The sequence below is a fragment of the Arthrobacter sp. 10T44 genome (assembly GCF_056393885.1).
The window spans coordinates 1-20522 of record NZ_JBFTGT010000008.1; the positions used below are offsets into that span (position 1 = coordinate 1).

Consider the following 20522-nt stretch of genomic DNA (forward strand, 5'->3'; position numbering starts at 1 on the left):
TGGTCGGCGGGAACGCCGGCCAGGGATTGTTCGCGGCGCTGGGACAGGTCGAAGGCGACGGCGTCCCGGGCCTGCCGGGCGGCCAGGGCTGACTTCAGGTCCTCCAGCTCGCGTGTTTCGTCGATGAGGGCCGCGGCGCTGGCCGGGGCGGGGATCCCGGCCAGGATCCGCGCAAGGTCCGCGACCGTTACGCTGTCCGTCGGAGCCACGTCGGGCCCTTGCTTGCCGTCCATAAAAACACGCTATCGCGCAGCTATGACAATTAAGGCGGCCGCAGCAAAGCCCAGGGCAGGGCCGCCGGGCCAGAAGGGTCATGAACCAGTCCTCCGCCCCGGCGCCGAAAGGAAGTCAGGCCCGTCGGCGGAACCCGGTGCTGAAAGCCAGAACCAGCCGACTTACCCCCGCAGGCATAGGATCTGCCGATGGACATTCAACCAATCGGCCCGGACGCGGCCATCGGCGAATACGACCGACCCGCGGAGTACCGGGTGCGCATTTGGACCCGGCCGGCGGTCGAAGGCTACTCGTGGATGGTCGACGACTGGGATGTCCGCGATGCTCCAAACGTCCTGTCAGCCATTGACTGGGCCGAAGCGGAGGCAGCCGGGCGCCCTATCGAAGTCTTCGTGAAGTGGTCTGAGCATGCCGTGCCACGCCACGGCGGCCTGGAGACCGTGCCGCGCATGACGCGCGTCTTTGGGACGCCGGGAGACGGCAACACCACCACGAAAACGATCGACTTCCACGCGGAATAGCCGCGCCCCAGCAGGTCCCGCTCCACCCCCAAAGTGGCACCGCATCCACTCCCGGGGGTAGCGTCGGACCATGACTCCAGGACGCCCCGTACCGCCGCCCCTCGCCAAACCGCTTCCCGACCTCAACGATGCCAGCGACGCCGGCACCGACCGTCCCACGCTCGCCGCCGCCTACGGCGCCACGGCCAGCGACAGCGGACTCGTTCCGCTGACCGTGGCCCGGCGCGCCCCCAAGGAGGACGACGTCGAGATCGCCATCGAGTTCTGCGGCCTCTGCCACTCGGACGTGCACGCCACCCGCGGCGAATGGGGAACCCAGACCTACCCCCTGATTCCGGGACACGAAATCGTCGGCCGGGTCACCCGGGTGGGCTCCGCCGTCGACGATTTCACCGTTGGTGAGCGCGTGGGCGTCGGTTGCATGGTCGATTCCTGCCGCGAATGCGACAGCTGCCTCGACGGCCTCGAACAGTACTGTGAAAACGGCATGACCGGAACCTACGGCGCCAAGGATGCCCGCAACGGCAACGCCATCACCCAGGGCGGCTACTCCACCGCGATCGTCGTGGACCGCAACTATGTCCTGCGGGTCCCGGAGGGCATGGATCCGGCCGCCGCGGCGCCCCTGCTCTGCGCCGGCATCACCACCTACTCCCCACTGAACCACTTCGAGGTGGAGAAGGGCGACGTCGTCGGCGTTGTCGGGCTCGGCGGCCTCGGCCACATGGCGGTCAAGATCGCCAAGGCCATGGGCGCGGAGGTGACGGTTTTCACGACGTCGGAGCAGAAGTTCACGGCGGCCCGCGAGCTGGGTGCCGACCACGTCGTCCTGTCCACGGACCTGGAGGCCATGGAGTCAGCGGACCGCAGCATCGACGTCATCATCGACACCGTCGCCGCGCCGCACGACCTCAACCCGTACTTCCGCACCCTTCGCGTGGACGGGGCGCTCTTCCAGCTGGGCCTGCCCTCGGAAGCTATGCCGCCGGTCAACCCCGGTGCGCTGATCCGGCGCCGGATCGCCTATGCCGGCTCGCTGATCGGTGGGATCGCCGAGACCCAGGAGATGCTGGATTTCTGCGCCGAGCACGGCGTGGTGTCCGACGTCGAGGTGGTCCGTGCGGACCAGCTGAACGAGGCCTATGACCGCATGGTGGCCGGCGACGTAAAGTACCGATTTGTTCTGGACACCAGCACCCTGGGGTCCCCGGCGGAAAAGGCTGACGTATGAGCACCCTGTTCACCAAGATCATCAACGGCGAGATCCCGGGCCGCTTCGTCTGGCGCGAGCCCGACGTTGTCGCATTCCTGACCGTGGGCCCGCTGGCCGACGGGCACACGCTCGTGGTTCCCACTGAAGAGGTGGACCGCTGGACGGACGCCTCACCGGAGGTGCTGGGCCGCGTCATGGAAGTTGCCCGCAAGATCGGTGCGGTCCAGGTGGACGTGTTCGACGCCGCCCGGGCGGGCCTGATCGTGGCCGGCTACGAAATCAACCACCTGCACGTGCACGTCTGGCCGTCCAACTCGATGGCGGACTTTGATTTCGGTTCGGTCGACCAGCACCCGGACCCGGCCCGGCTGGACGCCAACGCGGAGACGCTGCGCGAGGGCCTGCGGAAGGCCGGCCACGCGGAGCACGTCCCGGAGGCTTAACTTCCAGGAACTGGCGCCGGCGCAGCACTCCCCAGGGGGTCTACGCCGGCGCCAGCGCTTTGTTCAGCACGGTCCGGATCCGCTTTTCGGACACCGAATAGGCGGTGCCGAGTTCGACGGCGAAAAGGCTCACCCGCAGTTCCTCGATCATCCAGCGGACCTGGGTTAACTCCGTGCCGATCCGCCGGCCGGGCAGCAACGCGGAGACGGCGTCGTCGTAGTCGTCCTCGAGGGCCTGGATGACCGCCATGTGCTGCGCGTCGCGCTGGACGTTCACGGGAAGCTTTTCGAGGCGCTTCTCGATGGCCGCGAGGTAGCGGGGCAGCTGGCTCAGCTGGGCGTAGCCCGTGCGTGCCACAAAACCGGGGAAGACAAGCTGCTCCAGCTGGGCCTTGACGTCGTTGAGGGCGCTGATCAGGGCCAGGCTGGTGGTTCCTTTGAGCCGCTTCTCGATGCGCCGTGTGCTGGCGAGGATCCGCTCGACGACGGCGGTCACCGTGAAGACCGTGTCGATCAGTTCCGCCCGGACCTGCTCATACAACGCCTTGAACGCCGCCGCATCCCACGGCAGCGCGGCCGGGGTGAGCTTGTCGATCGCGGCCAGGGCGCAATCCGCGATCAGGGCCGAAACGGAGCCGTGCGGGTTTTGGCTGAACGTCAGCTTCTCGGTGTTGTTCAGGTGCTCCAGGACATAGCGGTCCGGCGGCGGGACTTTCAGGGCGAGCAGCCGGATGACCCCGCCGCGCATGGCCTGTTCCTGCTCTCCGGAGGTCTGGAAGAGCCGCAGGGCCACGGAGGCGCCCTCGTCGACCAGTGCGGGGTAGCCGGTGACGGTGTGGCCCTTCACGGTGCCCTGGACCTGGCGCTGCACGGTGCCGAAGGTCCAATCCTTCAGGCCGGACAGCTCCCTGAAGCCGGCCGGAGCCGGGACGAGCTGCGTCTGTGCGGCAGGAGCCCCGGAGGATCTGCCGTTCGCCCCGCCGCCGGCGGTGCCTGCCGTTGTCGCCTTGGGCGCCGTCGTGGCCGGCGTGGCCCCGAGGGACTCGGCGATCGCGCGCCGGGTGGCCGGTGCCAGCTTTTCCTGGAGCACCGCGAGGTCTTTGCCCTCGTCGAGGACCTTGCCGCGGGAGTCGACCACGCGGAAGCTGACCCGCAGGTGCGCCGGGACGGCGTCCCAGTTCCACGACCCCGGCGGGATGACCTGGCCGCGGAGCCGGCGCAGTACGAGTTCGAGTGAGGGCTCCAGCTCATCCGCCGCGGGATCGAAATCGGCCTCTAGCGCCGCCACGGCCTGGCGGGCGACGTCCGGTGCGGGAACGAAGTTCTTCCGCACCTGCTTGGGCAGGGACTTGATCAGGGCCGTAACCAGTTCCACCCGCTGGCCGGGAATCAGCCAGCGGAACGCGGCGTCGTCCAGCTGGTTCAGGAACAATACGGGGACCTCGGCGGTGACGCCGTCGGACGGGTTCGGCGGGGAGCCGGGCGCCACCGGATGGAACTCGTAGCTCAGCGGCAGTTCGAAGCCCTTGTGCAGCCAGGTCTTCGGGTACGCCGAATCGTCGAGCGCGTCGGCGTCCTCGCTGATCAGCAGCGACTGGTCGAAGTCCAGCAGCGTGGGGTCCTGCTGGCGGGCTTCCTTCCACCACTTGTCGAAATGGCGCTCGGAAACCACGCCCTTACCGATCCGCGCGTCGTAGAACTCGAACAGGGTCTCGTCGTCGACCAGGATGTCGCGGCGCCGCATCCGTGCCTCGAGCTCTTCGACTTCCTGGAGCAGGGCACGGTTGCGGTGGAAGAACTTGTGGTGCGTCTGCCAGTCGCCCTCCACCAGGGCGTGGCGGATGAACAGCTCGCGGGAGAGCTCCGGATCCACCCGCCCGTAGTTGACCCGCCGGTTGGGGATGATCGGCACACCGTAGAGGGTGACTTTCTCATGCGCCATCACCGAGCCCATCTTCTTGGACCAGTGCGGTTCGCTGTAGCTGCGCTTCACCAGGTCCGGCGCCACCTGCTCGGCCCAGAGCGGATCGAACTTTGCGGCCACCCGCGCCCAGAGCCTGCTGGTTTCGACCAGCTCGGCGGCCATCACAAACGTGGGGGACTTCTTGAACAGCGCCGAGCCGGGGAAGATCGCAAAGCGGCTGCCGCGGGCGCCCGCGTACTCGCGCTTGCGTTCGTCGAGGATGCCGATGTGGCTCAGCAGCCCGGACAGCAGGCTGATGTGGATGCCCTCGTGGTTGCCCACCGGGTCGGTAAGCCGCTTGTTGTCCAGGCTGATGCCCAGCGGCCGGGCGAGCTGGCGCAGCTGGGCGAAAAGATCCTGCCATTCGCGGACGCGCAAATAGTTGATGAACTCGTTGCGGCACAGCCGGCGGAACGCGGTCGAAGAGAGTTCCTGCTGCTTCTCCTGGAGGTAGTTCCAGAGGTTCAGGAAGCCGGTGAAGTCCGAGTTCTCGTCCCGGAACCGCGCGTGCTTCTCCGCGGCAAGCTGCTGCTTGTCCGTCGGGCGCTCGCGCGGATCCTGGATGGTCAGCGCCGCGGCCAGGATCATGACCTCGCGGACGCAGCCGCGCTTGCCGGACTCGACAATCATCCGCCCCAGCCGTGGGTCCACCGGCAGCTGGGCAAGCTGCTGCCCGACGGCGGTGAGCCCGCCGCCGCGGCCGCCGGCGGGCCGGCGACCGGCCCGGGTCCCGGCGTCGTCCGCTGCTTCCGGCTGCCGTGCGGCGCTCAGAGCGCCGAGCTCGCGGAGCAGGGTGACGCCGTCGTTGATGGCTCGGGAGTCCGGCGGCTCCACAAACGGGAAGTTCTCCACATCCTTCGGCCCGCGGGCCACACCCATGGCCGTCATCTGCAGGATGACGGCGGCAAGGTTGGTGCGCAGGATCTCCGGGTCGGTGAACAGCGGCCGGGATTCGAAGTCCTCCTCCGAGTACAGCCGGATGGCGATGCCGTCGGAGACACGGCCGCAGCGGCCGGAGCGCTGGTTGGCAGAGGCCTGCGAGACCCGCTCGATCGGCAGGCGCTGGACCTTGGTGCGGTGCGAGTAGCGCGAGATGCGTGCGGTGCCGGTGTCGACGACGTACTTGATGCCGGGCACTGTGAGCGAGGTTTCGGCAACGTTGGTGGCCAGCACGATCCGGCGCTTGCTGCCGGGGTGGAACACCTTGTGCTGCTCCTGCAGGCTCAACCGGGCGAAGAGGGGAAGGACCTCGGTGCCGGCCAGCCGCCGGTTCGCCTGGATGCGCGCGTTGAGCGCCTCGGCGGCGTCGCGGATTTCGCGTTCCCCGGAGAAGAAGATCAGGATGTCGCCCGGGGCCTCGAGGGCGAGTTCGTCGACGGCGTCGCACACCGCGTCCAGCGGGTCGCGGTCCTCCTCGAGCTCGTCGTCGGAGGAATTGTCCGCATCATCGCCAGCTGCGCTGGGGCCGCCGGCGGGCTGGGAGAGCGGCCGGTAGCGGATTTCCACCGGGAAGGTGCGGCCGGACACCTCGATGATGGGGGAGGGCTCCTCCTCGCTGCCGAAGTGCTTGGCGAAGCGCTCCGGATCGATGGTGGCCGAGGTGATGATGATCTTCAGGTCCGGGCGCTGGGGGAGGATCCGCTTGAGGTAGCCGAGGATGAAGTCGATGTTGAGGCTGCGTTCATGCGCCTCGTCGATGATGATCGCGTTGTACTTGCGCAGCAGTTTGTCGCGCTGGATCTCGGCCAGCAGGATGCCGTCGGTCATCAGCTTCACCTTGGTGGAGCGGCTGACCTCGCCGGTGAAACGGACCTGGAAGCCGACTTCCTGGCCGATCTCGACGCCGAGTTCCTCGGCGATGCGCTCCGCGACCGTGCGGGCGGCGAGCCGGCGCGGCTGGGTGTGGCCGATCAGGCCGTTTTCGCCCAGGCCAAGCTCGAGGCACATCTTGGGGATCTGGGTGGTCTTACCGGAACCGGTCTCGCCGGCGATGATGGTCACCTGGTTTGCGGCGATGGCGGCCATCAGGTCCTCGCGGCGCTCGGAGACCGGCAGCTCGGCGGGGTAGGAAATATGCAGTGTCATGGCTGAAAACAGTCTACTGGCCCAGCAGCCGGACATAGGTTTGCCCGGTCCCTGGGCGGGGCCGGGCAGCGGTTGGCGGGGGAGCGGGCTAGAAGAACCGCAGCGTGTAGCTGGTGCTGGGGAGGTCGTGGGCCATCCAGTACTCTTCCGAACGGACGGGCGGGTTGTGGCCCAGACCGTCTTTGCGGAGAGCCCGGAGGGTGGCTGCGACGGCGGCGAGGATCAGGACGATGAGGGCGATTCCGATGAGTTCCATACCTCCATGGTTCTCCGGTGGGGGATGCAAAAAAAGTGGCAGAAATGCCCAAAAGGCTATAATTTCTGCCACACTGGAGACATGATCAATTCAGTGGCGATGATCGTGGTTCCCAACTTCTCGGTCTTCGAGTTCGGCACCGCATTCGAGGTGTTCGGCGTCGACAGATCGGACCGCGGCACCGGCGTGCCGGCCTTCGACTTCCGGGTCTGCACGCCGGAGCCCGGCGACGTTCCCATGAAGTCAGGCCTGTCGATGCACGTGCCGCTCGGGCTGGAGGCCGCCGCGGACGCGGACCTGGTCATCATGACCCCGTTCGGCAAGGACTCCGATGTCCCCGAGTCCGTGCTGGAGGCGCTGCGGGCGGCGCACGCGCGGGGAGCCTGGGTCATGTCGATCTGCTCCGGCGCCTTCGCCCTGGCCCGGGCAGGGCTGCTGGACGGGCGCCGCTGCACCACGCACTGGCACTACTCGCAGGAGCTCGCCAGCCGTTACCCGGCCGCGCTGGTTGATGAAAACGTGCTCTATGTAGAGGACGGGCGGATCATCACGAGCGCCGGCACGGCCGCCGGCATCGATGCCAGCCTGCACCTGGTCCGGGTGGAGCTGGGCGCCAACGTGGCCGCGAGTATCGCCCGGGACATGGTGGTTCCGCCCCACCGCGACGGCGGCCAGGCCCAGTTCATCGACCGGCCCATGCCCAGGTGCGGCTCGCAGCCGATGGAGGAGTTGCTGCGGTGGATGGTCCGGAACCTGGACGAGGAGCACTCCGTCAACGAGCTGGCCGCCCGCGTGCACATGTCGCCGCGGACCTTTGCGCGGCGGTTCCGGGCCGAGACCGGTGCGACCCCCGCGGCTTGGCTGAATTCGCAGCGGGTGCTGCGGGCGCAGGAGCTGCTCGAGACCACGGATCTGAACATCGACGAGATCGCCCGGGAGGCCGGGTTCGGCCACTCGGTGCTGCTGCGGCACCACTTCGCCAAGGTGCTGGACACCAGCCCGCAGTCCTACCGGCGGACGTTCCGCGGGCACCTGGCGGCGGTCTAACCGGGCTGCCCGTCCGGGCGGTCCCGGGTCTCGGCACCGCCCGACGCCGGTTCCGGCTGAGCCAGCGACTCCGCAGCGGCGCGCATGCTGTCCACCAGGGTCCGCCAGGGTCCGACGAGGTCCCGCTCCGGCAGGGTGGCGCGGCGCTGGCCGGCCCGGATCCGGTAGACGAAGCGGTCCGGCTGGGGAATTCCGCCGGGCTCGGCTGCTGCCGGGCCGGGCAGGTCGTCCCAGGGGCAGGCCTCGATCAAGGGCTGCCACTGGTCCCGGTCATCCGGCGTCACCGCCTGCACGCTCCAGACGCGCTCCATCCCGGCAACGCCACCGCTGCGCTGGACGGTTATCTTCACTGGCTTGACTCCACTGGGTGATCCTTAGGCAGGCGCTGGTTACAGCCTCACTTTGACAGTTTCCCATGCCCGCCGGACGGCGTCATGCTCCGCCGACTCGGCACCGTACAGCTCCTTCGCGGATGCCGCGGTGGCCTTCGCGAAAGCCCCGAAGGTCGCGGCCGCGGGCAGGGAGCCTCCGGTCAGGGTGTCGTACCAGATGCGTCCGGGAGTCTCCCACGCATTACCGCCCAAGGCCGTCGCGACCAGGTAGAAGGCCCGGTTGGGGATGCCCGAGTTCAGGTGCACTCCGCCGTTGTCCGCGCTGGTGTGGACATAGGAGTCCATCGAGTCCGGTTGCGGATCCTTGCCCAGCACATCGTCGTCGTAGGCGGTGCCCGGGGCCTTCATGGAGCGCAGCGCCGTTCCCTGCACCTGGTCGGTGAAGAGGCCTTCGCCGATCAGCCAGCTCGCCTCGGTTGCGGACTGCTGCTTCACGTACTGCTCCACGAGGGCGCCGAAGACGTCCGAGAGCGATTCGTTGAGGGCTCCCGCCTGGTTCCGGTAGGCGAGCCCGGCGGTGTACTGGGTGACGCCGTGCGCCAGCTCGTGGCCGATCACGCTCAGGGAGGCCGTGAAGCGGTTGAAGACCTGGCCGTCGCCGTCGCCGAAGACCATCTGCTTGCCGTCCCAGAACGCGTTGTCGTAGCGCTGGCCGAAGTGCACCGTGGCATCCAGCGGCAGGCCGTTGCCGTCAATCGAGTTGCGGCCGAATGCCTCGGCGTAGAGCCGGTGCGTGTGGCCCAGGCCGTCATATGCCTCGTCCGCCGCCGGGTCGCCGGTGACGGGTTCGCCTTCCTTGCGCACCAGAACACCGGGCAGGTTCTCCGAGGCTTTCGCGTCGTATACGGTCCGCTGCGGCGGCCCGGGCGTGAGCTGCCGCAGTCCCGGGGGTGCCGCGGGCACCGGCGCCGCGCGGGATGCCTGGAAGCTCTTGACGTGCTGCAGGGCTTCTTTGGCGGCACGGGCTGCGATCAGCAGCCGTGGTTCATGATGCTGCGCTGCCAGCCGGCGCAACAGGTAGGGAGGGATGATGGAGCAGTACATGTGAGACCCCTTTGCTTCTGCCGATGCGAACAGCCTACGAGGGGCCACCGACATTTGGCAGGGCCGGACGCGGCGATCTTCCCCTCCGGGGTCCGCTGGATGGTCCGCGTCCGGCTGCCCGTTGGATACGGTAGGCCAATGGCGCAAACGGAGAAGAAAAAGAAACCCGGCTCGACCCTGCTGACGGTCATCATCGCCTTCGTGGCCAATATCCTTGTGGCTGCGGCGAAGTCGGTGGCCGCCGTCCTCACCGGATCGGCCTCCATGACCGCCGAGGCGGCCCACTCCTGGGCGGATACCGGAAACCAGGTGTTCCTGTTCTTCGCGGAACGGCGCTCGGCCAGGCCGCGGGACAAGAGCCACCCCATGGGTTACGGACGGGAAGCCTACGTCTGGTCGATGTTTGCGGCGTTCGGGCTGTTCACTGCGGGTGCCGTGGTGTCCATCATGCACGGCATCCAGCAGATCATTGCGCCGGAGCCGGCAGCCGACTTCGCAGTGGCCTACGTGGTCCTGGCCGTCGCTTTCGTCTTCGAGGGAATCTCCTTCATCCAGGCGTTCCGGCAGACCCGGAAGGCGGCGCACGAACTGGAACGGCACACCCTCGAGCAGGTCCTGATCAGCTCCGATCCCACCCTGCGGGCCGTCTTCGCGGAGGACGCCGCAGCACTCGTCGGCCTGGTCGTGGCCTTTGCCGGCGTGTTCTTGCACCAGGTCACGGGCTCGCCGCTGCCGGACGCGATCGGTTCGATCATCGTCGGTGTGCTGCTGGCCGTCGTCGCCGTCGTGCTGATCGACCGCAACCGTCGTTTCCTGGTGGGCCAGGGCGTTACCCCGGACATCGAACAGTCCATGGCCCGCCGGGTGCTGGAGCACCGGGACATCGCCCGGCTCACGTACCTGCACCTGGAATTTGTCGGCCCGCGCCGGCTCTACCTGGTCGCGGCCGTGGACCTGCAGGGCGACCACCCGGAACACGAAGTGGCGGTGGCGCTGCGCCGGATAGAGCGCGAACTGGAGGACCACGAAACGGTGGAGGAAGCCGTGCTCACCTTGTCCACTCCGGACGAAGCCGCCCTGGACTTCGACGCCGGACAAAGCCGAGCCGGCGCCTGACCCGCGGCTAAAGCCGGACCAACTGCCCTTGTCCTGCGCGGGGCCGGCGGATACTGTGACCTCGACCGCCGGCAGCGCCGCCGGCGTTCCACCGCCGATCAGGAGGATGCCTTGAAGTTTGATCCGAACACCACCGCCCTTGTGCTCATCGAGTACCAGAACGACTTCACCTCCGACGGCGGCGGGCTGCATGACGCCGTCCGGCCGGTCATGGAAAAGACGGACATGCTCGCCAACACGGCCCGGGCTGTAGAGGCAGCCCGCACGGCCGGCGTCACGGTCATGCATGCTCCCATCACGTTTGCCGAGGGCTATAACGAACTCGGCAAGCATCCGTACGGGATCCTCAAGGGGGTCGTGGACGGCGGCGTCTTCGTGAAGGGAACCTGGGGCGCGGCCATCATCGACGAGTTGGCGCCGGCAGAGGGCGACATCGTGATTGAAGGCAAGCGGGGCCTGGACACCTTTGCCAGCACTAACCTGGACTTCATCCTGCGCAGCAAGGGCATCACCACCATCGCCCTGGGCGGTTTCCTGACTAACTGCTGCGTCGAATCAACCATGCGCAGCGGCTACGAGAACGGGTACCAGGTCGTGACGCTGAGCGACTGCGTCGCTGCAACATCCGTTGAGGAACACGACAACGCGATCGCGTACGACTACCCGATGTTCTCCACCCCTATGACGGCCGAGGAATTTTCCAGCGGGCTGTCCTGAGCTTTGCCGATGAACGCAAAAACCCCGCCGTTTCGCTGAAACGGCGGGGTTTTGTCTGTGCCCTCGATTGGAATCGAACCAACGACCTTCTGCTCCGGAGGCAGACGCTCTATCCCCTGAGCTACGAGGGCAATCAGGGATCCTGCCGTTACCGGCGGGACGTCCTAGAGCTTAGCAGGAAGGTGGGCTCCAATGGAAAATCGCCGGGCCGGGAAAGCCGGCAACCTGCCCGGGAACCCGGCAGGCCAAGATGACGGCCGCAAAATTCCGCGGGACCGCGGGCCACCGGTAGGCTGGAACTGTGACCCCAGAAGAACTCTCCCTCGCCATATCCGCCTGCCTGAAGGACGCCGTCACCGCCGGTGAAATCGCCCTTGCCGCCGCCGACATTCCGGACTCGGTGCGCGTGGAGCGGCCCAAGAACAGGGACCACGGCGACTGGGCCACCAACATCGCCCTTCAGCTGGCAAAGCCGGCCGGCACCAACCCGCGCCAGCTCGCCGGGCTGCTGAGCGCCCGGCTGGCGTCGATCGAGGGAGTCTCCGCCGTCGACATCGCCGGACCGGGGTTCCTGAACATCACCGTCGACGCCGCCGCCGCCGGTGCCCTCGCCAAGGCCATTGTCGAGGCGGGCCCCGCGTACGGCACGAATACGGCGCTCGCGGGCCGCACGGTCAACATGGAGTTCGTCTCGGCCAACCCCACCGGCCCGCTGCACATCGGCCACACCCGCTGGGCCGCCCTGGGCGACTCGATCGCCCGCGTCCTGCGGGCCTCCGGAGCGGATGTCACCGCGGAGTACTACATCAACGACGCCGGCTCGCAGATGGACGTTTTCGCGCACTCGGTGCTGTCCCGGCTGCACGGGCGCGGCGTTCCGGAGGGCGGCTACCCGGGCGAGTACATCGCCGACCTCGGCCACGAGGTCCTGACGCAGCACCCGGACATCCGCGAACTCACCGACGTCGCCGCGCTGCCGGTGATCCGCGGCGCCGCCTACAAGGCGCAGCTGCACGACATCCAGCAGACCCTCGCGGAGTTCGGCGTCGAGTTCGACGTCTTCTTCTCCGAGCAGGAGCTGCACGACGCCGGCGCCATCGCGGACGCCGTCGCCCGCCTGCGGGAACAAGGCCACGTCTACGACGACGGCGGCGCGGTCTGGCTGCGCACTACGGACTTCGGCGACGACAAGGACCGGGTGATGATCCGCGCGAACGGCGAGCCGACGTACTTCGCCGCCGACGCGGCGTACTACCTGTCCAAGAAGGACCGCGGCTTCACCGAGAAGATCTACCTGCTCGGCGCTGACCACCACGGCTACATCAACCGGCTCAAGGCGATCGCGGCCGCGGCCGGCGACGATCCCGAGGTCAACATCGAGGTGCTGATCGGCCAGCTCGTCTCCGTCAACGGCGCCAAGCTGTCCAAGCGGGCCGGCAACATCATCGAGCTCAAGGACCTGATCTCCTGGCTGGGCAAGGACGCCGTCCGATACTCCCTGGCGCGCTTCCCGGCCGATTCTCCGCTGACCCTGGACCCGGAACTGCTCAAGAAGCACAGCAACGAGAACCCGGTCTTCTACGTCCAGTACGCCCACGCCCGCTCCCGTGGCGCCGCGCGCAACGCCGTAGCCGCCGGTGTCGAGCGCCGGGTGGAGGGCGAAGACGCCTTCGACGCGTCCCTGCTGGACCATGCGACGGAAAACGAGCTGCTCTCGCACCTCGGCAGCTACCCCTCGATCGTGGCCAAGGCGGCCGAGCTGCGCGAACCGCACCGCGTCGCCCGCCACCTCGAAGTCATCGCCGGGGCCTACCACCGCTGGTACGACGCCTGCCGTATCGCGCCGCTGGGCGAGGAAGCCATCACCGATTTGAACCGCACCCGGCTGTGGCTCAACGATGCCACCAGCCAGGTGCTCGCCAACGGACTGGAACTGCTGGGCGTCTCGGCGCCGGAACGGATGTGAACGCCATGACCGCGAACCAGAACAACAGCGTTTCAGCTTCCCCGCTGGCCCCGGACTGGCTGGCCGTCCCGGAGAACCTCAACGCCTTGCACAAGCCGATGTGGGCCGCCGGTGTTGAGCGCAACGAGGGTGGCGAACTGGCCATTGACGGCGTCACCGTCAGCGAACTCCAGCGGCAGTTCGGCACGCCGCTGTTCGTGATGAGCGAGACTGACTTCCGGGCCCGCGCCCGGGCTTTCCAGGATGCCTTCAACGAGGCCTTCGCGGACATCTGCGGGGGAGTGGACGTCTACTATGCCGGCAAGTCGTTCCTGTGCACCGCCGTCGTCCGCTGGGTCGAGGAGGAAGGGCTCCGGCTGGACACCGCCTCCGGCGGTGAGCTCGCCGTGGCGGCCCGCGCCGGCATCCCCGGCGCCGCCGTCGCGCTGCACGGCAACAACAAGTCCGACGGCGAGATCCACCGCGCCCTCGACATGAAGCTGGGCCGGATCGTCATCGACAGCCTCGCCGAACTGGAACGGGTCGCGGCGATCGCGGCGAACCGCGGCGAAACGGCGAAAGTCATGCTGCGGCTGACGCCGGGCGTGCACGCGCACACCCACGAATTCATCGCCACCGCGCATGAAGACCAGAAGTTCGGCCTCTCGATGGCCGGGGACTCGACCGACCAGGCCGGGCTGTCCGCCGCGGAGGAAGCAGTTGCGGCCGCCGCCGGGCACGACAGCATCGAACTGCTGGGCCTGCACTGCCACATCGGCTCGCAGATCTTCGAACCGGACGGCTTCGCCCTGGCCGCGGAAAAGCTGCTCGACTTCCTCGCCGCGATGCAGTCCAAGTATTCGATCGTGCTGCCGGAGCTGGACCTGGGCGGCGGCTACGGCATTGCCTACACCCCGGTGGACACGCCTCGTCCGCCGGCGGAAATCGCCCGGGCGATGGCCGCCGTCGTCCGCGCCAAGGTGGCAGAGCTCGGCATCGCTGCACCGCGGATCTCGATCGAGCCCGGACGGGCGATCGTGGGCACCAGCACCTTCACGCTCTACGAGGTGGGCACCCTGAAGACCGTCCGGGTGGATGCGCCGGAAAACGGCGCAGAAAACGTTACGTACCCGCGCCGCTATGTGTCGGTGGACGGCGGCATGAGCGACAACGCCCGCCCGGTGCTCTACGACGCGGATTATTCGGCGGTTCTGGCGTCCCGCAGCTCCGACGCGGCCCCGCAGCTGTCCCGAGTGGTGGGCAAACATTGCGAGAGCGGCGACATAGTTGTTAGAGATGTATATCTGCCCGAGGACGTGGCAGCCGGTGATCTGCTCGCTGTACCGGGGACCGGCGCCTACTGCTGGGCCCTGTCAAGCAACTACAACTATCTGGCCCGGCCGGGCGTTGTCGCGGTACGCGATGGATCAGTCCGGCTCATTGTCCGCGGCGAAACCGAACAAGATCTGCTGAACCGCGACATGGGAGTCTGAATGACGGAATTGCGAACCCTGAAAGTGGCCCTGCTGGGCTGTGGCAACGTCGGGGCTCAGGTTGCGCGGATTCTCATTGACGACGCCGACACGCTGGCGTCCCGCGCCGGGGCCCGCCTCGAACTGAGCGGCATCGCCGTGCGCGACCTCGACGCCCGGCGCGACGTCGAACTGCCCCACCAGCTCTTCACCACCGACGCCGACGCGCTGGTCAAGGACGCCGACCTGGTAATCGAACTGATGGGCGGGATCGAGCCGGCACGGAGCCTGATCCTTACCGCGATCCGGCACGGCGCGTCCGTCGTGACCGGCAACAAGGCCCTGCTCGCCCAGGACGGCCCGACCCTCTACGAGGAGGCGGACAAGGCCGGCGTTCAGCTCTCCTACGAGGCCGCCGTCGCCGGGGCCATCCCGATCCTGCGCCCGATCCGGGACAGCCTCTCCGGCGACCGGATCACCCGGGTGCTGGGCATCGTCAACGGCACCACCAACTTCATTCTGGACCAGATGGACACCACGGGCGCGCAGTTCGCCGACGCCCTCGCCGAGGCCCAGCGGCTGGGGTACGCCGAAGCGGACCCCACCGCCGACGTCGAGGGCCTTGACGCCGCCTCGAAGGCCGCGATCCTCGCCTCGCTCTCCTTCCACACGCGGTTCGCGCTCGAGGACGTCTACTGCGAGGGCATCAGCTCCGTCACGGCCGCGGACATCGCCGCGGCCAAGGACGCCGGCTTCGTGATCAAGCTGCTGGCGATCGCAGAGAAGCTCACCGATCCCGAGGGCAAGGAGGGCGTGTCCGTCCGGGTCCACCCCACGCTGCTGCCGCGCGAGCACCCGCTGGCGGCCGTGCACGGCGCGTTCAACGCCGTCTTCATCGAGGCGGAGAACGCCGGCGAGCTGATGTTCTACGGCCAGGGCGCCGGCGGCACCCCGACGGCGTCGGCCGTGCTGGGAGACCTCGTCTCGGCGGCCCGCCGGATCGTCCTGGGCGGTCCGGGACGCACCGAAACCACCACCGGCCACGTCCCCTCGCTGCCGATCGACGCGGCCATCACCAGCTACTACATCGGCCTCGACGTGGCGGACCAGCCCGGTGTCCTGGCCCGGATCGCGCAGCTCTTCGCCGAACACGGCGTGTCCATCGAAATCATGCGTCAGACCATCCACCGCGACTCGGCCTCCAAATCGGAGTCGGCGGAGCTGCGGATCGTCACGCACCGTGCGAGCGAAGCCGCACTGGCAGCAACCGTCGAGGCCGTCAAGGGCCTGGATGTCATCAATTCCGTCACATCCGTACTGCGGGTAGAAGGGGTCTAAGTGGCTCACCAATGGCGCGGAGTCATCCGCGAATACGCCGAACGCCTGCCCGTCACCGAGGCCACCAAGGTCATCACCCTGGGTGAGGGCGGCACCCCGCTGGTGCACGCGCAGAAGCTCTCCGAGCTCACCGGCTGCACCGTCTACCTCAAGGTCGAGGGCATGAACCCGACCGGATCCTTCAAGGACCGCGGTATGACTATGGCCATGACGGCGGCGGTCGCCTCCGGTGCCAAGGCCGTAGTCTGCGCCTCCACCGGCAACACCTCCGCCTCGGCCGCGGCCTACGCGACGTCGGCCGGACTGCAGTGCGCCGTGCTGGTGCCCGAGGGCAAGATCTCGATGGGCAAGCTCAGCCAGGCGATCGCGCACGGCGCCACCCTGCTGCAGGTGGACGGCAACTTCGACGACTGCCTGGACATCGCCCGCAAGCTGGGGGAGTCCTACCCCGTGTTCCTGGTCAACTCGGTCAACCCGGCCCGGATCGAGGGCCAGAAAACCGGCGCCTTCGAGGTCGTCGACGCGCTCGGCGACGCCCCGGACATCCACGTGCTCCCGGTCGGCAACGCCGGCAACATCAGCGCCTACTGGAAGGGCTACAAGGAGTACGCAGCGCCCTACGACTCCGCCACCGCCGGCACCCTAACCGCAGTCGCCACGAAGACGCCGGTGATGTGGGGCTTCCAGGCCGCCGGTGCCGCCCCATTCGTCGCCGGCCACCCCATCACGGAGCCGGACACCATCGCCACCGCCATCCGGATCGGCAACCCCGCGTCCTGGGACACCGCCGTCGCCGCCCGGGACGAATCCGGCGGTGTGATCGAGGCCGTCACCGACGAGGAGATCCTCTCCGCGCACCGCTGGCTCTCCGCCCGCGAGGGCGTGTTCGTCGAACCCGGCTCCGCCGCCGGCGTCGCCGGCCTGATCAAGAAGCACGCCGCGGGCGAGGTTCCGGAGGGCAAGACCATCGTCATCACGGTCACCGGCCACGGCCTCAAGGACCCGCAGTGGGCCTTGCGCACCGAGGACGGCAGCGACGTGCAGCCGGTCAAGGTCGCCAACGACGTCGTCACGGTGGCCGCCGAACTGGGACTGGAAGAAAAATAGCCTTGGAAACCACCCTCACCGTCCCGGCCGAATCTCCCGCCGACATTCCGGCAGTTCCGGCCGGGCAAGTAGTCACCGTCCGGGTCCCGGCCACCAGCGCCAATCTCGGCCCGGGCTACGACAGCCTGGGCCTGGCCCTGTCGCTGCACGACACGCTGACGGTGGAGACCCTCGAGAGCGGCGAACTTGAATTCGAGCTCAGCGGCGAGGGCGCGGATACCCTGCCCCGCGATGCGAGCCATCTGGTGGCCAAGGCCCTCACGGAAGCGCTGCACCTGCTGGGCTTCCGCCACGAGGGGTTGCGGATCACCGCGGACAACGTCAACCCGCACGGCCGCGGCCTCGGATCCTCGGCCGCCGCCGTGGTTGCCGCCGCCAGCGCCGCGAACGCCCTCGTCCCGGCGGCCTCGCGGCGCAGCAAGGATTGGATCCTGCAATTCACCAGCCGACTGGAGGGCCATCCGGACAACGTCGCACCCGCCATTTTCGGCGGACTGGCGCTGTCTTGGCAGGACAGTGACCAGTACAGCAGCACCTGCGCGACGGTCGACGCCGGCATTGTCCCGGTCGTCGCAGTGCCGGACTTCGAGCTCTCCACCGAGGCCGCCCGGGCGTTGCTTCCGGCCTCCGTGGGGCACCACGCCGCCGCGATGAACTCGGGCCGCGCCGCCCTCCTGATCCACGCGCTGACGCAGAAGCCTGAATTCCTGCTGCCCGGCACCGAGGACTACCTGCACCAGAGCTACCGGGCGCAGGCCATGCGGCCCAGCGCGGAGCTGATCGCTGCGCTGCGGCGCGCCGGCCATGCCGCCGTCGTCTCCGGCGCGGGACCCACCGTGCTGGTCCTGGCCGCGGGGGAAGAGGAAGCGGCCGACGTCGTCGAGTTCATCGGAGCTTTCACCGCGGACAACACGCCGGAGGTCGCCTGGCGTGTGATGAAGCTGGCTGTAGACACTGAGGGTGCTAAAGTGGAAGTGCACCGGCGGTAATCACGCAAGCTTTTTATAAGACCGCGATGTTGGCCAAGTTGCCCTCTCTCATCTTTCACTGCGCAATATTTTCCGGTGCCACCTGCTTTCGGTCTGACGCAGGAAGCTGCAGAATTCCTCTGTACCCCTGAAGTGTCAGCCGGCCGTTCCTCAATTTCGGGGCGTGTCTTGGTGTAGCAGTAACCGGCCCTGCCGGCCGAAATCCAACCGGCAAGGCCGAAATCCCGGCTGCAGATCTGAACTGCAGCCCAGATCAAATCACCGCGTCCAGCTCCTAGCCTGGACGCCGTCGAGGGGGAAGGATCCTTCGTGACCGAAACCACTGAGCTGTCTTCAGCTGTGGAAACATCATCTTCTGCTGCCGCAACGGCAGCACCCGCCAAGAGCAGCGGCCTCGCCGGCCTGAAGCTCGCCCAGCTCCAGGCCCTGGCCAGCCAGCTGGGGATCTCCGGCGGCTCCCGGATGCGCAAGGGTGATCTGGTGACCGCCATTTCCGCCCACCGTGCCGGTACCCCGGTCAGCAAGGCACCCGAACGCGCCGCCGAAAAGGCGAGCGACAATGGCTCTGTTGCCCACGCCTCGGCCCCGGCCGTGGCTCCCGCAACTGACGGAGCCGAGGCTCCGGCCCAGGAAAACCCGCGGGCCCGGACCCGGGGCCGCAGCCGCCGCGCAGGCAGCGACGGCGTCATCACCACCCCTGCTGCTGAGGCACCCGCCGCCGCGGTAGAGGCGCAGTCCGCCGCTGCCCCGGCGCAGGCACCGTCCGCCCCGGCAGAGCAGGGCACTGAAGGCAGCGACCGCACCCGCCAGCCGCGGACCCGCAACCGCCGCCGCGGCGAGGCAGCAGCCCAGGCCACCGGCCAGGGCGAAGCCCAGCCGGCAGCAGCCGTGGAAGCCCCGGCCGAGCAGGCCTCGGTCGAACAGCGCCAGGAACGCCAGGCCGAACAGGGCAGCGACGACGGCCAGCGCCGCGACAACACCCGCGGCCGTGGCAACCGTGAGGACAACACCCGCGACAACACGTCCGGCACCCGCGAAAACACCCGCGACAACACCCGCGACAACGACGATTCCGACGGCGGCAGCCGCCGCAACCGCCGTAACCGTCGTGACCGCAACGATCGCAACGACCGCTCCGGCGGCCAGGACAACCGCGACAACAACCCGCGCAACGACCGTTTCCGCGACCGCAACGAACGCCGCCGCGGCCGTTCCCAGGGACCCGACGTCGACGACGTCGAGGTCACCGAGGACGACGTCCTGCTGCCCGTCGCCGGCATCCTGGACGTGCTGGAGAACTACGCGTTCATCCGCACCTCCGGCTACTTGCCGGGTCCGAACGACGTCTACGTCTCGCTCGCCCAGGTCAAGAAGTACAACCTGCGCAAGGGCGACGCCGTCGTCGGCGCCATCCGCGCCCCGCGTGAAGGCGAAGACCGCAGCAACCAGCAGTCGGCCCGCCAGAAGTTCAACGCGCTGGTCCGCGTCACCTCGGTCAACGGCAAGACCCCCGAGGAACTCAAGGACCGCGTCGAATTCGCCAAGCTCGTCCCGCTGTACCCCTCCGAGCGCCTGCGCCTCGAGACGGACCCCAAGAAGATCGGCCCCCGCGTCATCGACCTGGTCGCCCCGATCGGCAAGGGCCAGCGTGGCCTGATCGTCTCGCCGCCGAAGGCCGGCAAGACGCTCATCCTGCAGTCCATCGCCAACGCCATCACCACCAACAATCCTGAGGTCCACCTCATGATGGTGCTCGTTGACGAACGCCCCGAAGAAGTCACCGACATGCAGCGCACGGTCAAGGGTGAGGTCATTGCCTCCACCTTCGACCGCCCCGCCGATGACCACACGACCGTGGCCGAACTTTCCATCGAGCGTGCCAAGCGCCTCGTGGAAATGGGCATGGACGTTGTGGTCCTGCTGGACTCGATGACCCGACTGGGCCGCGCCTACAACCTGGCCGCGCCCGCCTCCGGCCGCATCCTGTCCGGCGGTGTCGACTCCGCCGCGCTGTACCCGCCGAAGCGTTTCTTTGGTGCAGCCCGCAACATCGAAAACGGCGGCTCGCTCACCATCCTGGCCACCGCGCTCGTCGAGACCGGGTCCAAGATGGACGAGGTCATCTTCGAAGAGTTCAAGGGCACGGGCAACATGGAACTGCGCCTGTCCCGCCAGCTCGCGGACAAGCGCATCTTCCCGGCCGTGGACGTCAACGCGTCCGGTACCCGCCGCGAAGAGAACCTGCTGTCCCCCGAGGAAGTCAAGATCATGTGGAAGCTGCGCCGTGTCCTCTCCGGACTCGAAACGCAGCAGAGCCTTGAGCTGCTGACCAACAAGATCCGGGAGACCCAGAGCAACGTCGAGTTCCTCATGCAGGTGCAGAAGACGACGCTTGGTGCGAAGTCCGATAACGACAAGTAGCTGCATTAACCGCTAGATTCTGGCGGTCCCGCGCGCTAACGCCGCACGGATTTTCCGCCCCCGCCCCTCCGCCGGGTGGCGTTCGATCTACGATCGCACGCCACCCGGCTCCGGCAGGCCCGAAGCCACTCCCGGGGCGGAAAAATCCGTGCGGCTTCGTCGTTAAGTCGCCAGCCGCGGTCCAGTTTTGTTGTCGTAACTAGACTTGGTTCCAAGTCG

Annotated in this window: 16 protein-coding genes, 1 tRNA gene and 1 pseudogene; 12 read left to right on the forward strand and 6 right to left on the reverse strand. The window is 68.0% G+C overall.

The features are described 5' to 3' along the window. Positions 1-233 (reverse strand): annotated as a pseudogene (locus AC1DBL_RS13350) (HNH endonuclease); the annotation flags it as partial. A 189-nt stretch (positions 234-422) separates the two neighbouring features. Between AC1DBL_RS13350 and AC1DBL_RS13355 the strand changes: the two are divergent. The 3 genes from AC1DBL_RS13355 (at position 423) to AC1DBL_RS13365 (ending at position 2411) form a co-directional block, all read left to right on the forward strand. Further along, a complete protein-coding gene (locus AC1DBL_RS13355; RefSeq protein WP_476893296.1) occupies positions 423-755 on the forward strand; it encodes a hypothetical protein in 333 nt (110 codons plus the stop codon). A 70-nt stretch (positions 756-825) separates the two neighbouring features. Beyond that, a complete protein-coding gene (locus AC1DBL_RS13360) occupies positions 826-1986 on the forward strand; it encodes an NAD(P)-dependent alcohol dehydrogenase (protein ID WP_476926301.1) in 1161 nt (386 codons plus the stop codon). Further along, positions 1983-2411, forward strand: a complete 429-nt coding sequence (locus AC1DBL_RS13365; protein ID WP_441417334.1) for an HIT family protein — start codon at positions 1983-1985, stop codon at positions 2409-2411. The genes AC1DBL_RS13360 and AC1DBL_RS13365 overlap by 4 nt, the downstream gene beginning before the upstream one ends. Positions 2412-2451: 40 nt before the next feature. Here the strand turns inward: AC1DBL_RS13365 and hrpA are convergent, their stop codons facing one another. Together hrpA and AC1DBL_RS13375 are read right to left on the reverse strand one after the other, a co-directional pair. Further along, complete coding sequence (gene hrpA, locus AC1DBL_RS13370; RefSeq protein ID WP_476926302.1) at positions 2452-6459, reverse strand: ATP-dependent RNA helicase HrpA; 4008 nt, start codon at positions 6457-6459, stop codon at positions 2452-2454. Positions 6460-6547: 88 nt separating this feature from the next. After that, positions 6548-6715, reverse strand: a complete 168-nt coding sequence (locus tag AC1DBL_RS13375) for a hypothetical protein (RefSeq protein WP_175322851.1) — start codon at positions 6713-6715, stop codon at positions 6548-6550. An 81-nt stretch (positions 6716-6796) separates the two neighbouring features. On the opposite strand from AC1DBL_RS13375, the gene AC1DBL_RS13380 reads away from it, so the two are divergent. After that, the gene (locus AC1DBL_RS13380) at positions 6797-7762 is read left to right on the forward strand and encodes a GlxA family transcriptional regulator (RefSeq protein WP_441417336.1); all 966 of its coding nucleotides are present in this window, start codon (positions 6797-6799) and stop codon (positions 7760-7762) included. On the opposite strand, the gene AC1DBL_RS13385 is transcribed toward AC1DBL_RS13380, so the two are convergent. After that, the gene (locus tag AC1DBL_RS13385; protein ID WP_476926303.1) at positions 7759-8112 is read right to left on the reverse strand and encodes a protealysin inhibitor emfourin; all 354 of its coding nucleotides are present in this window, start codon (positions 8110-8112) and stop codon (positions 7759-7761) included. The two genes, AC1DBL_RS13380 and AC1DBL_RS13385, sit on opposite strands and share 4 nt — an antisense overlap. 39 nt (positions 8113-8151) lie before the next feature. Further along, a complete protein-coding gene (locus AC1DBL_RS13390; RefSeq protein WP_476926304.1) occupies positions 8152-9198 on the reverse strand; it encodes a M4 family metallopeptidase in 1047 nt (348 codons plus the stop codon). A 138-nt stretch (positions 9199-9336) separates the two neighbouring features. Here AC1DBL_RS13390 and AC1DBL_RS13395 point away from each other — a divergent pair, with 138 nt between their 5' ends. After that, a complete protein-coding gene (locus AC1DBL_RS13395) occupies positions 9337-10314 on the forward strand; it encodes a cation diffusion facilitator family transporter (protein WP_441417339.1) in 978 nt (325 codons plus the stop codon). A gap of 111 nt (positions 10315-10425) precedes the next feature. After that, the gene (locus AC1DBL_RS13400; RefSeq protein ID WP_441417340.1) at positions 10426-11031 is read left to right on the forward strand and encodes a cysteine hydrolase family protein; all 606 of its coding nucleotides are present in this window, start codon (positions 10426-10428) and stop codon (positions 11029-11031) included. 58 nt (positions 11032-11089) lie between these two features. Here the strand turns inward: AC1DBL_RS13400 and AC1DBL_RS13405 are convergent. Then, positions 11090-11162 (reverse strand) — tRNA-Arg (locus AC1DBL_RS13405). Between the two features lie 170 nt (positions 11163-11332). Between AC1DBL_RS13405 and argS the strand changes: the two genes are divergently transcribed. The 6 genes from argS to rho all read left to right on the forward strand — a co-directional run bounded on the left by argS (position 11333) and on the right by rho (position 20303). Next, positions 11333-12997, forward strand: coding sequence for an arginine--tRNA ligase (gene argS / locus AC1DBL_RS13410; RefSeq protein WP_476926305.1), 1665 nt, complete (start codon positions 11333-11335; stop codon positions 12995-12997). Between the two features lie 5 nt (positions 12998-13002). Beyond that, positions 13003-14469 carry a diaminopimelate decarboxylase gene (lysA, locus tag AC1DBL_RS13415; RefSeq protein ID WP_476893301.1) on the forward strand — a complete coding sequence of 489 codons (1467 nt, stop codon included), beginning with the start codon at positions 13003-13005 and terminating at the stop codon, positions 14467-14469. Then, positions 14470-15786, forward strand: coding sequence for a homoserine dehydrogenase (locus AC1DBL_RS13420; protein ID WP_476926306.1), 1317 nt, complete (start codon positions 14470-14472; stop codon positions 15784-15786). Next, the gene (thrC, locus tag AC1DBL_RS13425; RefSeq protein WP_441417344.1) at positions 15787-16893 is read left to right on the forward strand and encodes a threonine synthase; all 1107 of its coding nucleotides are present in this window, start codon (positions 15787-15789) and stop codon (positions 16891-16893) included. A 2-nt stretch (positions 16894-16895) separates the two neighbouring features. Beyond that, complete coding sequence (thrB, locus tag AC1DBL_RS13430) at positions 16896-17882, forward strand: homoserine kinase (RefSeq protein ID WP_476893303.1); 987 nt, start codon at positions 16896-16898, stop codon at positions 17880-17882. Positions 17883-18191: 309 nt separating this feature from the next. After that, positions 18192-20303 (forward strand): transcription termination factor Rho, encoded by a 2112-nt coding sequence (gene rho, locus AC1DBL_RS13435; protein WP_476926307.1) that lies wholly within the window; start codon positions 18192-18194, stop codon positions 20301-20303. Positions 20304-20522: the final 219 nt, after the last annotated feature.